This window comes from Gallaecimonas kandeliae (assembly GCF_030450055.1).
Taxonomy (GTDB): domain Bacteria; phylum Pseudomonadota; class Gammaproteobacteria; order Enterobacterales; family Gallaecimonadaceae; genus Gallaecimonas; species Gallaecimonas kandeliae.
In genome coordinates, this window is sequence record NZ_CP118480.1 from 127,131 (window position 1) to 143,251 (window position 16,121).

Genomic DNA, 16,121 nt, shown 5'->3' on the forward strand with positions numbered 1-16,121 from the left:
TACTTCTCTTTAAAACAATAGGTTAGCCGTGGGTCTTACCTGCTCTTGAAGATCATACTACCCGACGTACTACCCACTTGAGATTGGCTTGGTTGAAGGCTCTGTCCAGCTACCAACCGGGTTCTTGGCCAGTAGTTTTTGGGGCAGGCAAACGGTCACTTCCACTTCACTGGCAGCCTGAGGGGGCGTTGTTTCCTAAATGCACTGAACCATTCTGCTTAGCTGTGATCCGATCCCCGACGTATCGATGGGGAAAAGCCAAATTGGCTAGGCCAAGCACAACGCCAGCAACTGGGCAGACTACAACCGCGCCTTGGTCAACCGAGGCTCGTTGACCTTCTGGATGGATGAGGCGGCCATCCGCCATTGGCATTGTCAGCACCACCACGGCAGCCGAGGGCGAGGCTTCGAATACAGCGACACCGCCATCGAGACAGCGCTGATGCTCAAGGGCTTGTTCGGCCTGCCGTTGCGCGCCCAGGAAGGCTTTATCAACTCGCTGTTTCAGTTGATGACCCTACCACTGGCCTAGCCCAGTTATAGCTGCATCTGCAAGCGGGTCAAGACGGTCAACATCAGTTATCGCCTACCCAGTAAAAGCCCTGTTACCCATCTCGTCGTCGACGTCTCCGGCCTCAAGCCCTATGGCGAAGGCGAATGGAAGCAACACAAGCACGGTAAGGAGAAGCGTTGGATCTGGTGCAAGCTGCATCTGGCCGTAGATACCCACACCCATGAGGCCATCGCTGCCGAAGTGAGCCTGGAAAACGTCAGTGACAGTGAAGTATTCCCCAACTTGCTGAATCCACTGCGCCGCCGAATCGGGCAGGTCAGCGCCGACGGTGTTTATGACAGCAAAGTCTGTCATCGGCTACCGAAAAGGAGAGGCGTCAAGGCGACTATCCCACCTCGCAAAACAGCTGAGCACTGGGAGGAAGGACACCCTCGGAATAAGGCCGTCGCTGCGCTGAAAGCCGGGCAACTGGCCGAGTGGACAAGAGAAAGCCGCTATCACCAACGCTCAAAAGCTGAAACGGCGATGTCCCGCCACAAGCAGCTCATCAGCCCGAAGCTGAGTTTGCGCGACTACAATGGGTAAGTAGCAGAGGCTTTGGCTGGAGTGAAGGTGATGAACAAGATGTTGGGCCTCGGCATGCCTATTCGCCAGGCCAGCTAAGGGCAGCAAGCCCTTTAGGAGCAGGCTTTCCAGGGGCTGATTTAATCAACAACGCCGATGGGCACTGCACTGGATGTAGAAAAAGGTTACCAGATGCATGGGTTTCGTTATACGTTAAGACTTGATACTCAAGGAAATGAGAATTGGTCGCCTACCACTTAAAGTACTCCCACGACCGGGGTGGATGTCGTGACCCATCCAAATCAATCTGGGTGTGACTAAGTTAACTCGGTGAATGGCGGCCCAGTATTAACTCAAGGGATAGAAAAACATTGAGCTCTCACCAGGATTATCTCAGAGCGTTCTCCTCTCATGCTCAAACCCTGTCGCGCTTAAATGGGAAGCAGCGTGACCCGTCAAGTCTAATCCAGGAAATTCTGGAATGTTGGAGCTGTAGTGAAGAACCTTTAGAGCGTGGAATCTGCGAATCCGAAGTCTCTTGGGAAAGAGCTGTGACGGACTTTCTGACCTGGCTTCAAACTTTAGACCACGAGAATGCGGCCTATTGGCTTGGATGCCTTTACGCCCACCTCCTGCCCGCAGAGCAACGCAAGCACCAAGCAGTCTATTTTACCCCTCCATTGCTGACCGAACCCGTGCTTTGGCGCATCCGTAATATGGCGCCCAAAGTTTTGTTAGGCCACATTGTAGATCCAGCTTGTGGCGGAGCTGCGTTCCTCGTGCCGGTTTTGGAGGTCGTACTTAGGCTTCCAGCTTTGAAGGCCATGAGCCCTGAAGCACGCATGAGCCATGTCGAGAAGCACATACATGGCGCAGATATTGACCCACACTTAATCGAGATAACTCGTCGGCTGCTCGATCGAAGCATGGCCAAGGACATCCGGGTGACAGGTCAATTTCCTCAGTGGGATCTTCGCGTGGAAGATGGCCTAAATGCATTTGACGATCTGAATGGCAAAGTGGACTTGGTTGTCAGCAACCCTCCCTATCGCAAACTCATCCGCACGGAAATCGAAACTTTAGCTGACCAGAGGCTTCGGTCATTGTGTGCCGGACAGTTCAATTTGTATGGTCTGTTCATGGGCCGAGCACTTGACTTGCTTCGACCAGGCGGACACGCCGGACTAGTAACTCCTATGAGCTATTTGTCTGGGAAAACTTTCTCGCATCTAAGGTCAAGGTTGATTGCAGAGGCTGCGGTGACAGACTTGGCCTTGGTTCACCAGAAAGGCGGGGTTTTCTATGGTGCCGAACAGGATGCGGTACTAACCATATTGCACAAGGGCGCCAAACAGGGCCAAGCACGCATCAGTGCTATCTCCAAAGATGGCAAATCTTTGAGTCTAGGTGCTGTAAAAATTGAAGACCAGGATATGCCTTGGGTCCTACCACGTCGCTCGGAGGATCTTGCTGTACTACAAGAATCGTCCAGATGGCATTTATCTCTCAAGGATTATGGTTACAGCATTCGGGTTGGCAATCTTGTCAACTATCGCGACCCTCGACCGAGACATGTTGAGCGTCCTCCAGACAAGGCCGACATCGTCCCTTTGCTCTGGGACAGTCACGTGCGAGCCGGGGCCCTTCGATGGACACCCATAGGTACAAAGGAGCGCCCCTCTTGGGTTGAGGTTGCGAACGGTGCGCAGGGTGTAATTTGCCGGCCAGCAGTACTAATCCAACGAGTATCCTCCCCCGAGCAATCAAAGCGTTTGGTCTGCGCCGCGCTGAGCGGGGCCTTTATAAAGGAACATCGGGGTTTCATTGCGGAGAATCACGTAATTGTATTGGAGGCTATCGATCCCAAGATTACCCCCGAGCGGCTGGCTCAATTGCTAAACCACCCCACAGTTGATCGCTTGTTCTCTATGCGTGCTTCATCCACTAACGTTTCGATATACGAGCTCCAGTATCTTCGCCTTCCAGATGTCTCCGCGCTGACCGGGTTTATCGGCGCTGCGGAGGTTCTATGACTGACACTTCAAAACAAAACAACATACAGCAGCTAGATTTACAGTTTTGCACGGCGGTGGAGCATCACTGGCTAGTCCCTGCTCAGGCGACTGAAGTGTTATGTTTGGCGATAGACTCTCTTGCTGGATCCAGTCAGGCAAAAAGTGACCTTGTGTGGCCCGGCCTGACCGAACACCCCGCGCTCCTGCATGCTATGGCTAATCTTCGCCGTCGAGGTCATGGTGACTTTCAAGGTTTTCGAACCTTGATCTACCCAGTAATGGATCGCGGCTTGTCAGATCTGCACCGATATTGCGTAGATAGAGACAGGCTAAAGAACCAGGGTCAATACTTGTGTTCACAAGGCATGTTTACATCAGCAGTGACTCAGTTCCTCTTCGACCCGGCTTCGGTTGAGGACCGCCCTGATGTTCCGCGCTTTCATCCGCCGATGCGCGATTTGATCCCTGTTTTTCAAATTCTAGACAATGAAATGGAGTGGCCTGGAACTGACCCTAGAGTCATGAGAGATACGATCCGTTCCGTGGCCCGTTCCCGCCGGAAAGCAATTCGCCAGAATATCCAGGCCTACAATGCGTGGGCCAAAGCACCTTCCGCAGTAATAGGTTTGGGCGGCCGATTGGATCGAAAGCACCGAATTAGACGGTTAATTGAAGCGTTCGGTGCCAAAGTAATGTCACCAGACCTTGTTATTTTAGATGGGCGACGGAAGGTCCTGAATGGGCTAAATATCTGTCCCGAACAGCTGATTCACTTTGTGCAATCTCTGGCGGAATCCTTCCCTAAACACGCCAAACCTCCTGGTTTATGGGTTTTCTTTGATCAGCCGGATGATTGGCTAGATTTCAGGATCCGCGTTCGTCAACGATTGGCCTTACTCGACGACTTAAGTGATCTTGAAGTCCGCTGGCTTCGAGAACTTCTTTCAGACGCAGCCATGCATATCCATACAGGTAATTGGCTCAATACCACGATAAGTGAAACGCCACCATCGACTCCAATCGGCTGGCCACAACCCTATGCAGTGGATAATGAAACTACGCGGCTTGCATCCAAGATAATAGGATTGATTCAGCATCCAGATTGTGGGGGGAGCTTGGAACCCAGTCTTTGGCGCGCCTACCTTTGGATAACAGGGGTGTCAAATCTCACAATTCCTTTGCGTTCAGTTGAAAACTGGCTGGTTGAACATCCTGATCAGCGTCGTATCCACCGCCAATGGGATGCCCTGGAGGCGAAGAAAGGACTAATTGAAGTTCTGCAAAAGGGGCAAGCCGGTCCACTACACGATGAACTCCATTACCTAGTGACGTCGATGGATACGCTCCATAAGCATTGGATCGCCCATGGGCAGCCTATGGTTTACGCCTTCAAGAGTTCTCTTGACCGAATTACATTGCAGCAGGATAGAAATGTACATGTCGTTGTGAAGACCTTTCTAGAAAAAGAATTGCTCGCACACGATTACGCGAATTGCGGCGTCCATTTTCATCGTTCCTCAGAATTAAAGATCTTGGGGAGCGAAATTTTTCATGAGCCCGTTTTATTCACAGACATGAACAAGCCATGGCTCGATCATCTCCTTTTTAAGACGGATTCTACTCCGTTCGAATGGTTATTAACGCCACGAACTCTACGCTGGATGAAACGTTACCTAGATGGTCTGCTAGAGGCCCCAGGTTTGGGGCCTCTAGAAGTGCGGGTAACGGGACTGCGCGATGTTGTCAAAGCTGTGTTGGAACAACCTGGCATGGATCTGTTTATGCATCGTCCATCCCCAGAGATCTTCGACCTACTTGAAGACACCTTGCCAGCATATTCCAGCCCCGGTTCTTTTTCCGACGGAACTATTCGGGTGACCTTGGATGATGGATCTACGCGAAGCTTGTGGGGAAATCAGACGGTCTATCGTTCTAAAGGTCTAGTCTCTAGCTTGAATCTTGAACCGGTCGTAGCTCGCCGATTAGAGGTTGGGGATGTCATCTTGTGGCCCGACGAGGTCCTCGAGATGGCCATGAATCAGGTACTGTCCGAAGATGCATTGGCTCGAATGATGGTGGCCAAAACATTCGTCGACTGTCTAAAAGCGTACCACGACAATTTGAGAACTGCTTACGCCAGACACCCTGCCAAACCAGAACTTCGGCCAGAAATCATACGTCAGGCTATGTCGGAAGCACTCCGGACGGACATCGAGCTGAGCAATATCAAAGACTGGCTCTCGCCCATACTGCAGCCAGACAATCTCCATGGCCGATCCCATGCTCCTCAAAGGTACGACATATTTCAAGAGTTTGCGCGTGCAGTAGGACTCCCGGAGCTGTTTGTGCCGACGTATTGGAAGGGCATTGTCCGCTATCGTGGGGCAAGGCGTGTTAAAGGCCGCGAACGTCATGCCGTGTTACTGCAGTGTCTTCTTCATCCAGAGAGTGCGGCAGCCTATTGTGGCAGTGAAGCCCAGGCTTTGTCTGACTTGCATCATGTTGCTCTTAGTCAACTTTTCACTCTGAATGCTATCCACACTAAGGAGGCTACCCGTGCCTGAGCGTATTGCGCCTTTAAAGATAGACGCATCACTTAAGGAGGCAGTATCCGAGGCTCTCTTGGGCCAAGTGTACCAGCGGATTTCCGGTGGGGGTGAATCCGGTAAGGTACTCTTCCGCGTACGCCCTCAGGATCAGCTGGTGTCGGGATTTCTGCTTCCACCGACACGTGAAGCTGACTTGGATGAGACTCGTCGCAATATTGTGATTTCTTCGCACGGTATTCGTTTAAAACTTCAAAAGTCGGTTCCCGGAAATTTGAAACTTCAGATCCAGGTTTCAGCCTATGTAAGGATGCTTCCTAAGAATGAGGATTTGATGCGTCCAGGTGTGCGTCCTGTACCTGTGTTGTCTCGGGAAGCGCAGAATTCCATGCGAGAATGGGTGAGTAGCCGACTATCTACTCCTCCAGATGATGTTAATGGAATCTCGCGAGAAGAACGTGCATTGAAATTACGTGAGATCTGGTTGATTGAGCATGGTGTTCCACCAGCTTTATTCCCACATGTCAGCCTTTCGGACCTTGATCCTGGCCCAGAAAATGAAAGCAAGCAGGACGAAGCTACAGCCATGGGTGGTCAGTCAGGCACAACAAATCTTGCGGACACAACTCAGATAAATGCGCTGTTTGATCCCCTTCCTGTTCCTCATCGTTGGGAACGGGTGGACTTGCCATTCCCCGAGTTAGACCTGGACCTTGAGAATATATCTACCTGGCCGAATATCACCCAAGCCTTTTCAGTAACTTTGAAAGAACAATTGGCCTCAGAGCTAGTGGCCTGGAGTCAGGCGCCAGAGCAAGCTGGGCGAGTCTATCGAAAAGGTCTGAAATGCAAGGTTGCAGATTTGCTGGACTGGAGTCAGTTTTTGGAGCGAACAGCACAAAGCGACGATCCAATGGTTCTACCACCCCTTGAGCCCGTCCTGATTTGCAGGGTTACCGACGATTGGCAAGTTGATGGCCAGACTAATCTGACACTTTTGGTCGAGAATCGTACACGTCCTCCGGCACAGGACATTGATGCCTACGATCCGGCGTTGTTTGGCGTAAGTATTACCGTGATATTGCCAAAAAATGCACATTTGCCGCTGCCCATGTCGCGAGTAAAGAGATCCTACGCAGTAGAGCGTTTCCTGAATTACCCAGCCATGGGGTTCAACGGAGGCGTTGAACGCCTACCAGCCAATCCTGGCGAATTGAGGCTGCGCACAACTTGGGCACCACGCTTCCATCAACCACGCATGCGGGCTCGAGACCATGAAGGCATAAACCGAAGATTTCGCCACCTTGCTCAAGCTGATGGCCATGAAAGTCTTATGCCTATGGTTCAGGCTTATGTTAATTGGATCCGAGAAGTTGATGCTGAATTCTCGCGAAGCGAGAGTCAAAGGAACAATGCGAATCATCAAGCAGAGCTAGACGCTTTCGAAAGAGACAGGGACCTTGGTTGGCGACGTGAATTGGATGGTATTCGCGACGGTCTAGTTATACTGGAAATCTCACGCAAGCACTGGTCCGGCCGAGGTCCTCAAAGTGACTCAAGAGGTGCACCTTATGAGGCATGGTTGGCTATGAATGAAGCAATGGCCGACATGATGAAGGACAAGCTCAAGAATGATGATGGGGCATGGCGCCTATTCCAGGTTGCATTCATTCTGGCCAGTCTGCCCTCGCTTGTTACCAGAATGAGTGATTTCAAGCACAGCTTTCAGCGCAACAGGGATGAGGCTGTCACGTTGCTTTACTTCTCTACTGGCGGAGGTAAATCTGAAGCCTTCCTTGGTCTGCTGCTTTTTAATCTATTTCTAGATCGTTTACGAGGTAAGGCTTTCGGGGTGACCGCAATGATGCGCTACCCGTTGCGGCTGCTGACCATACAGCAGGCCGTTCGTACAGCTAAGGCAATGGCATTCGCCGAAACCATTCGTATCAAAAGAGAATACTCTGGCGAGCCATTCAGCATTGGTTTCTGGGTGGGGAGTACAGGAACGCCGAACTGGCACAGTGACCCGAAGATTCAGAACATTCCTTACCTTGAGGATGTTGGTGTAGAAAGGCCGATTCCTGCTGGTCTGAAGGATAATTACAAGCAGGCTGAAGTCGATTGGCGTAAGTTGACCCACTGCCCCTTTTGTAGCTCAAAAACTGTTCTCCGGAGGGTGCGAGCATCAGGGGGGACACTTGCACATGTATGCACCAGTAAGTCGTGCATTTCCCATTGTGGTACACCCTACAAGGCACTTCCCTTTTATATCTGCGATGAGGATATTTACGCCTTTGCACCTTCCGTACTGCTTGGCACCGTAGACAAGTTGGCCCTTATTGGCCAGAGCACTCGTACTATCCGACATCTATTTAGTATGTTTGGCGCAGCCGCAACCCGAGACTCTTCAACAGGCCGTTTAGCCCCACCGCAAATTCAAAACCCCGGTCCACAAAGTGCTGCTGGTGAGGATGAAAACTACCCACTTGCCCCTGCGTATCCTTCTGGTGTCCCCCTCTTTCACGATCCTTTTCCATCAATGCTTATCCAGGATGAGGCTCACCTTCTGGATGAGTCGCTAGGGACCTTTGCTGGTCTGTTCGAGACTTTATTCGAGGCAATGCTGGACTGCCTGGGAAGTACGCGACTTGCTTCGGCTGGTATGGCTGTTGCCCCAGATGGTCTGCGTAGAAGGGCCAAAGTCATTGCGGCTTCAGCCACTGTTTCTCAGCCGGATAGGCAGATGGAACATCTGTACCAGCGGAGTACTCCTACCGTCCTTTTCCCCCATCCGGGCCCAGACATCTACCGATCCTTCTATGCCGAACCATTACTTCGTGAGGATGCAGTAATGCCAGACATCCAGGATGCCCAGGATCTTGAAGAGCATCGCACAAGTTGGTCACGCATTTATATTGCTTTCCTGACCAATGGTCGACCACATACAACAACTACAGTGGCAATCCTTGGTCACTTCCACCGTACTATCACGCTTTATTATGAAGGATTGAGGCAAGGAGATCTTGAAGAAGTCAGGTCCTTGATGAGGAATAGTCTGGATCCGGAAAGTCCAAACGGGCTTTATTTCGATGCCCAGCTGGCTGAAGCAAATGCCTCGCAGTTATTAACTTTGGTAGACCTTCATCGCATTGCTTTGACTTATGTGACCAATAAAAAAGGGGGAGATCAGGTTCAAGCAGCCGAATGGCCTGAGGCGAAACGTATCCATGCCTATGAGAAGTCAGACTACTCACCAATGCCTACCCGCCTGATAACATCCGAAGTCGAACAAGGAGAGATCCAGAGCATTATTGAAGATGCTCAGCGTCGTGTTGACACTGGCCAGGAGTTTCCACCGATAGTGGATCAGATGCGCTCGATCATCGCCACATCGGCAGTGTCGCATGGTGTGGATGTGGATGAGTTTAATTCGATGTTCTTTGCTGGCATGCCATCAGACATTGCTGAATATATTCAGGCGTCTTCACGTGTAGGAAGGACGCATACCGGCTTTTGTGTATTGATCCCCACCCCACAGCAAAGAAGAGACCGTTACGTTGTCGAGGTATTTGACGGTTTCCATCGTTTTTTGGAGCGAATGGTGCAACCCGCAGCAATAGATCGCTGGGCCGAGCAGGCCATCGTTCGGTCGTTGCCCAGTATGGTTATGGGGTATCTCGCGGGTGTACGCCCGATGATGAACTTTCTTAATCTCGACGACGATAAGGATGGTTGGCAGAGTGATCGCCTTGTCTCAAGCATACTGCAGGCATATAAACGCCAGCCAGTAACATTTCGAAGCGACATGGTGAACTTCCTGAGCGAGGCCATTGGCTTGGATAATGGATTCGAGCCGGCTGCTGAGCCACATTACCGAGCAATGATTCGTGAGACAGTCGATGAGCTCATCAATGGCATGCAAATGGAGCACCACTGCCCAAACTCATTCGAAAGTTATATGGCGACTTGTCCTTTGGGCCATGCCCCTATGACGTCACTTCGTGACGTCGATACCGGGGGAGTCATCGTTAAGGCTAATCATGACTACAAAGACCAAAGCCTGAAAGATGCGGATGTGCGTGCTCTTATGGACCTGATCCGTAAAGGACTCTGAATAAGGAGATACTCGTGGTCTATCGCCCAAACCAAATGGAAGTGGATTCTGAGCGGCAAAAGGAATCCAAGGCCAAAAGTATGAACCGTTCTCAGAGCCAGTTGGCAGGATCATATGCTCCGGGTGTGTTTTTTCCGTTTGAAGGTGGCCTTGGGGCGTGCATGGCGCTTCCACTCCCTCAGACGCATTACAACCTATATGAGCCGACTCCATCAGTGCGTGCACAGATCAGCCTGCGCTTGGATGAGGCCATTCAATCATGGGTGCGGCGTGCGCAGACTGCCTCTGATTCCGTGCCAATGGCGTCAATGTGTGTATCCGATTGGATTTTGAATCAAGGACAGCTGGGGAAGGTCACACTTGACCGATTCATGCTCGTGAAACCAGTCAATATGGGTTACACCCTTGCTCCATTAACATTCGTTTGCGAACACGAGGGATGCGGCTTATATCGAGGATTTGACACTGTAAAACAGACACGGAAGGAGATGGAGAATCTCATCCAATGCCCAAACTGTCATCGTCCTGCTCGTTGGCGACAGTTGGATGTCATTCATGTCCATCCATCTGGTCATTGGGAGCCTCTTCGTCCCGGACGGTACGACTGGCGTGTTGGAGAGGATGGTCAAGGTTACCTGCAACGCCCGAGATCCTACTGTGCTCAATGCAGTAATGACTCTTTTCGTTTGGTTATGGATCCGCGTGGATTAAGTCATTGGCGGTTTGTTTGTGCAAACTGTAACACCCCTGATTTCGCTCAGATGCGACAGAATGATCCTGTTACGCTCGAGAGTCTGAAGGACCAAGTCCAAAGTCGCCCAGGTTATGCGCGTATGGAAGCAATCTCATATCGTGCATCGGCGGCTCATTACGCTCAAAGCGACCAGTTCGTACTGTTTGGCCGAGACAATCCCGAGATCATGAGCCTGCTGGATCAAAGTCGTGAATCAGATCTCGTCCACTTTATCGCGACTCAATTCGGTTTTGGTCACGGTGAACGACCGACATTCGAAGAGTTAGCTCTAGCGCTGCGTGAGCGCGGCTTTGCCCAGGATGCCGATACTTTGGAAGGTGAGGCCAAGCGCTTTACCGATGCCCGTGATGCGCTGGCACTAGTGCCTGAAACAATTCGCCCGGTGCTTCAGGTCTCTGTGGACGAGCAGGCCGACAAACTCCGTATCAGCATGGATACTTTATTAAACCAACATCCTGATCTATTCCCTGAGCAACACGCGCTGAGTGCAGAAGCGGAAGCCGTATTCGCCCAACGTGCAAAATTCTCGATGCGTTTCGATCCCTTCCGTCTTGCAGTCGAGCATGAGGCCCTAGAAGTCAGTGTCCTTAGGCACCCAGGAAAGGCGGGTCGACGGCCCTACGTCTCCTTTGCAGCCCCAGACGCTGATCTTGCACCGCGCGATCCTGATGCTCGTGCTGATCAGATAGAGTGCATCAAGGCGTTACTTCCACGACTGGGTCTGGTCGATTGCGGATTAATTCGCGAATTCAACCTATGCCGCATGACATTTGGCTTCACCCGCGTCGGCAATCAGCCAATCTTAGAGCGCGACCGCTTTGGCCCGGGGGGAATGCCTGTGAAGCTGAATCTGTTCCCTCTAGAGAAGAACATTAAGGGCCGTTTCCGTTCGCCGATCTACATCATCGACCAGACTAATGAAGCGTATTATTTCCGACTAAAGCCAAGTCTAGTGTACGACTGGCTTCAGGCCATTAACCCAACACCAGCGGATAGTTTTGCTTGGTCACCGAGCGACACAATTCGATTCGGCGGGCGGTTGCTTGAGAATGCTGTTCCTTTTGGGCGATTCTTAGACAATATCGGTGCTGAGCAGATGAGCCAGGTCTATCCACTCGTGTATGGCCTGCTGCATAGCTATGCTCATGTGCTAATGAAAGTTGTGGCAGAACGCTCAGGGTTAGATCTAGGGTCGATGGGCGAATACATCTTCCCGGCAGATCTTGCGTTTGTCATCTATCGCAATGGTACAACCCTGGATTTAGGTAACCTTTCTTCCGTATGGCGCAATGATAACAAAGACATCCTGAAAGAACTCCTGGCTTCTCATACCACAGAGTGTGGTGCTGGAAGTTTGTGCGACGAGGGTGGTGGCGCTTGTCCCGACTGTCTGATGATCCCTGAAACAGCCTGTCTTGCCCAGAATCGCCTCCTCTCTCGGGCCTATCTGTGTGGCGGTCCAGTACCTTGGCAGATTTCCGCCCAGGACGAGATGCCAGGTTATTTGGAAATCGCGCATGCTGCTGTCGCCAAAACCAGATCTGTTGCTTGAGGCTTTGATTCCAGTAGGAAGTACTGCTGTAGTTCTTTTGTCCGTGATGGAGTCTACGAGATCAAGTGGGATTCGGTTGGATCGTCTGATTAGTGAAGCAGGCATACCTCTGGCACGCCGTCAGGATGTTTTTCGAGTCTTGCAGATACTCGCTAGACAAAATTGGCTGATAGAGCGCGACGGCTATTGGCAACGGACTAAGAGGTTTGAACCGACACTGCGATGGCGGCTCACAGGGGCCTTACAAGCTCTAGCATCTCGGGAAAATGAACAGGCTGATATAGTCCTTACTCAGGGCTCGCATGCACGAGCGCTTCGCGATGCGATCTCTACCTGTGTACCATGTTCGCCGATCCTTCGTACCGATGAGCTATTCCGCGAGATGGTATCTACCACCCCAAAAGGCAGTCCGGTTTATTTTGTCATGCCGTTCTTTGACGAGGAAGGGCTGTGTTTCTTAGGTGAGCTTACCAGACATGTTCCGGAAGGCTCTAAAATCCGACTCATTACCCGTGTCCAGCAGATTGAGGACGAGTTAAGGCTCAAGGATCTACAATCCAAGGCTAAACATCTACTAACCATTAGAATATATCAGCGAGCAGCCGAGAAAGGATATGAGACATTTCATGCAAAGCTGGTAGCCCACAACACATCAGCGTATGTTGGATCCGCCAATTTAACCCGCGCATCTCTTGGAATAAGTGCGGAACTAGGTATTCATCTCAAGAGCAGAAGCGCAGAAACAGTATTTCAGTTAGCGGATGTGCTCTGGGGAATCTCAGAAGCTATCGAATAAAATTAATAGGCAAGTTATTGTTGTTGCATCTTGAATGATTTCGGAGTTAAACTTTGCTATTCTAAGTTTCCTCATCTGAGCGTATCTTTGAAAAGTAATATAAAAATATTAAGATTTGTTTGATTAGGATGGTGAAATTTTTTGTTTTACTATCTCCGAAACGCTACTCCTAGCGGGAATTTATACGTAAGTGCCGAAAAAGTTGAAAAATAGAAAAATCTTATTTTGTAGTGTTTTTAAATTCGCTGGTTTAATTTCTCAACTATCCAAGCTTCGACCTCCTCTTGATTCCACGCAACGTTCCTTGGGCCTAACTTAGCCTGACGCGGAAATCTTCCATCTTTCATGTAATTGTATATGGTTGGACGAGACAGTGCGGTCATGCTCATTACCTGAGGAAGTTTTATCAGTTTCTTGGCCATAGTTGTATCTCTGAAATGATGTCACCGTTGACCTCTCCCGTTTACAGATTCGGATCTGCTAAGGGCGGACTGGTGAACTGGAAGTTCTGACGAGCGAAGAGTTCTTGGTGTCAGCTCGCTCGTCAGCAGGAGCGGAATGCCCCTGTTCCTTCCGTTTACAGATTCACGAAGCCAAGGAGAGCGGGTCAGAACTATTGAACCGCTTCAGGGCGATTGCGCTGATGGTCTGCAACTTGTGACCGGATGCGAACGACCGTGCCAAAGTTCTTTTGGCCTTCGGTATGCGGATGACTTCGTTCCAGCAACACAGGACTGGCGAAGCGAAACTGGGGTCCAGGCAAAGTATGTCCACAGAACTATCGGTTTCGCAGAAGCCGACCGCGCAGGTCATGTGTGCAAAGTTCTCTACTGCCGTGTAGGCCAGTAGAATCGGGGCGTTCGACTTCAAAGTATCGATTAGGAACTTTGGATCGAGGTGGCAGAAGTTCTGTAGTTCTACCGAAAGTTCCTTGCCGTAAGAACTATGGAGCGCATGTTCAACGACATGTATCTCCTGGCCTTCACGCAGGAGGAGGTCGCTTCGGTTCCACCAGGAAAGAAGTTTCCCGAAACGTGTACGGCCATCGAACCGATGGCCATACTTCACTTCGAACAGATCAACTTTGCCGAGAAGTATCAGCGCCGTAACCACGGCATAGAGCGAGCATGCACCATCCAGGTCCCCCTGCCTGAGGTGCATCGAAAGTTCCGGGTTATACGGAGAGAAGTGAACTACCGACAGCGGTTCAATGATGTGCATGTTTGGCATACGAGTGTCTGCCTCTTCGCTTTGTTGAGTTTGATGAAGACATCAAGCATCGTCACCTGATGACAAAACTGGGTATCGAAAGAAGGTGGCCCATTCCTTGATATGAAGATTCGCCTCTTTAGATAGTTGGAGATAGGGAAACTCTATCAAGTAGTTGTTCAAGCGATTTCTGAACCTCCTCAGATATTTTTTATCCCTGATAGTATCTAAGTAGCTGTCCAATCCATCGTTCAAAATCTTTTGACGTTGCTCCTTCCTTTTTACGTGATCTATGATCCCAATGTTATAAAACTTCGTACCCATGAAATATTCTCTTGGAACTTTGAACTTACTTAACTTACGCGATGCTAGCCTTTTTAAAAGAGGGCTCTTTCCTGGGATGATCTTCCACTCAATGCGGGTTAAGAAATGACCGAAATCTATCCCCTGAGTAGAAAGTAATTCTGTAGCCTTATCGTATATTTTTAGCTGGCATCCATGCTTGGAGCCCAGAGTCCTTGTCTCTGTTATTCTATTCATAGGTGTTTCGGGATCTGGTTTGTTACTACCAGAGAATTTCATTATTTCATTGCTACGACTATTCGATATAACACTGTGGATAGGGGCATCCTTAATATCTATGGCGATATCTACCCTAGTAACCTTAAGGCTGTCGTAGAAATCACAATAACTCTCAGAGCCAATTTTTTTCTTTATGAACGTTAGTAACTTGATAAGATGCCGTGGCTGAAGCTTGTCAGGGTTGAACTCTAATCGTATTTGGTTAGGGTTTCTTTTTTTGTTGTATAATGATAGATGTATTACTTGTGACTTTACCTCAACGCAGTATGCATACAGATAGAGATTACCATTTTTGAATTCTCGTCTTACTTTAGCCTTTTTGCCGAAGCATCTTTTCAGACCATCAAAGAGACCCTGTCTCAGTTTGGTCATTGCAATCTGCTCAATTTCCCCTACCACACTCAATTTATCGAAAATGACGTAGAACTTTTCTTTGTCGAAGATAAACTTTTGGAATTTACTATTGCCCTCTCTTATTTTCTTCATGTATGGACGGTTACTTAGGTAGATAGGGTGAGAGAGGTGCTTGAAGCTATGATTGCATATGCTTCTACTATCATTCAAAGGTACATTATTGCTTATAGCTTCTAATGCTCTGCTATTAGAGGGGCCGCTTTGCTTTCTCTTTGCCTGTTCAAGCAACTTGAGTCCATCCTTACTCCTCAGGTACCGATCGAGTTTTTTCTTGGTAATGAAGCCATGGATATCAAAGTTCTTTCGGGTGATACCAACACTGTTGAAGTGCTTGGTCAGGCCTGGATGCTTTCTGTATCGTATCCATTTCTTGATTGTAGTCGGTTGAACTGAGAGTTTTTTCGCTACTTCGTCAATGCTGAACAGAAGTTCTGTATGGTTAGTCATCCTTTCCTCCTGATGATGTTGGTGACTAACCGTATTTACAGATTTTCGTTTTACAGAGCGTCATGTGGCTGGACGTGGTTGCGCAGGCCTTAGTTATAGATATAATCGTTGATGTTAGTAAAAGGCTGGCCTACCCAAGCGTGGCTGTTCATACTTTCTAGCGTGACTTCACCGCCTGACACGGACCACTGAACCTCTACCGCTTCACCAGCCTTCCATTCATTCTTCAAGCACTCTATCAAAGCGTTTCTGGCTACGTCTTCGCCTTTCTCCAGTAAGTTGAAGGCGGGGCCGAGAAACATCATTTTGCAGGCGCTTCCAATCACATGTGATCTGTACATAGGAGTTTCGTCAAACATGGATAGATAATCATCGACTACGGCTTGGTGCGTTTCTTCGGATATGTAGCCGGTGAAGGTCACGATCGAGTACCCCTTGGGTGACGTTTCAGAAGTCCATTCTGGTGAATTGAAGGTCGCTTCAAATGCTGGACCGGTCTTGTTGCCGTAATCCTCTGGTTCGTAGTTCTTAACGAGCTGTACCGCTTCGTTCGAGCATGCGGCCAAAGAAAGAGCTACAGTAACGACAAGTAGCTGCCTTTTCATAGTTCTCTC

The 16,121-nt window shown here is 49.8% G+C and carries 9 protein-coding genes and 1 pseudogene; 6 read left to right on the forward strand and 4 right to left on the reverse strand.

Annotated elements, in window-relative coordinates; genetic code table 11:
* Positions 1 to 313: 313 nt before the first annotated feature.
* From PVT67_RS00565 to PVT67_RS00590, 6 genes and pseudogenes are all read left to right on the forward strand, one after another.
* Positions 314 to 1,177, forward strand: a pseudogene (locus tag PVT67_RS00565) (IS5 family transposase).
* Between the two features lie 272 nt (positions 1,178 to 1,449).
* A complete protein-coding gene (locus PVT67_RS00570) occupies positions 1,450 to 3,111 on the forward strand; it encodes an Eco57I restriction-modification methylase domain-containing protein (RefSeq protein ID WP_301496729.1) in 1,662 nt (553 codons plus the stop codon).
* Positions 3,108 to 5,657: a hypothetical protein gene (locus tag PVT67_RS00575; protein ID WP_301496730.1), complete on the forward strand. Its 2,550-nt coding sequence runs from the start codon at positions 3,108 to 3,110 to the stop codon at positions 5,655 to 5,657. The genes PVT67_RS00570 and PVT67_RS00575 overlap by 4 nt, the downstream gene beginning before the upstream one ends.
* A complete protein-coding gene (locus tag PVT67_RS00580; RefSeq protein WP_301496731.1) occupies positions 5,650 to 9,753 on the forward strand; it encodes a helicase-related protein in 4,104 nt (1,367 codons plus the stop codon). The genes PVT67_RS00575 and PVT67_RS00580 overlap by 8 nt, the downstream gene beginning before the upstream one ends.
* A 35-nt stretch (positions 9,754 to 9,788) precedes the next feature.
* The gene (locus tag PVT67_RS00585; RefSeq protein WP_301496733.1) at positions 9,789 to 12,059 is read left to right on the forward strand and encodes a hypothetical protein; all 2,271 of its coding nucleotides are present in this window, start codon (positions 9,789 to 9,791) and stop codon (positions 12,057 to 12,059) included.
* Complete coding sequence (locus PVT67_RS00590) at positions 12,025 to 12,855, forward strand: phospholipase D family protein (protein ID WP_301496734.1); 831 nt, start codon at positions 12,025 to 12,027, stop codon at positions 12,853 to 12,855. Before PVT67_RS00585 ends, PVT67_RS00590 begins: the two co-directional genes overlap by 35 nt.
* Before the next feature lie 236 nt (positions 12,856 to 13,091).
* On the opposite strand, the gene PVT67_RS00595 is transcribed toward PVT67_RS00590, so the two are convergent.
* From PVT67_RS00595 to PVT67_RS00610, 4 genes are all read right to left on the reverse strand, one after another.
* A complete protein-coding gene (locus PVT67_RS00595; protein ID WP_301496735.1) occupies positions 13,092 to 13,277 on the reverse strand; it encodes a helix-turn-helix transcriptional regulator in 186 nt (61 codons plus the stop codon).
* 163 nt (positions 13,278 to 13,440) lie between these two features.
* Complete coding sequence (locus tag PVT67_RS00600) at positions 13,441 to 14,076, reverse strand: hypothetical protein (RefSeq protein ID WP_301496737.1); 636 nt, start codon at positions 14,074 to 14,076, stop codon at positions 13,441 to 13,443.
* A gap of 51 nt (positions 14,077 to 14,127) precedes the next feature.
* A complete protein-coding gene (locus PVT67_RS00605) occupies positions 14,128 to 15,507 on the reverse strand; it encodes a hypothetical protein (RefSeq protein ID WP_301496739.1) in 1,380 nt (459 codons plus the stop codon).
* Positions 15,508 to 15,596: 89 nt separating this feature from the next.
* Complete coding sequence (locus tag PVT67_RS00610) at positions 15,597 to 16,112, reverse strand: hypothetical protein (RefSeq protein WP_301496740.1); 516 nt, start codon at positions 16,110 to 16,112, stop codon at positions 15,597 to 15,599.
* Positions 16,113 to 16,121 lie beyond the last annotated feature (9 nt).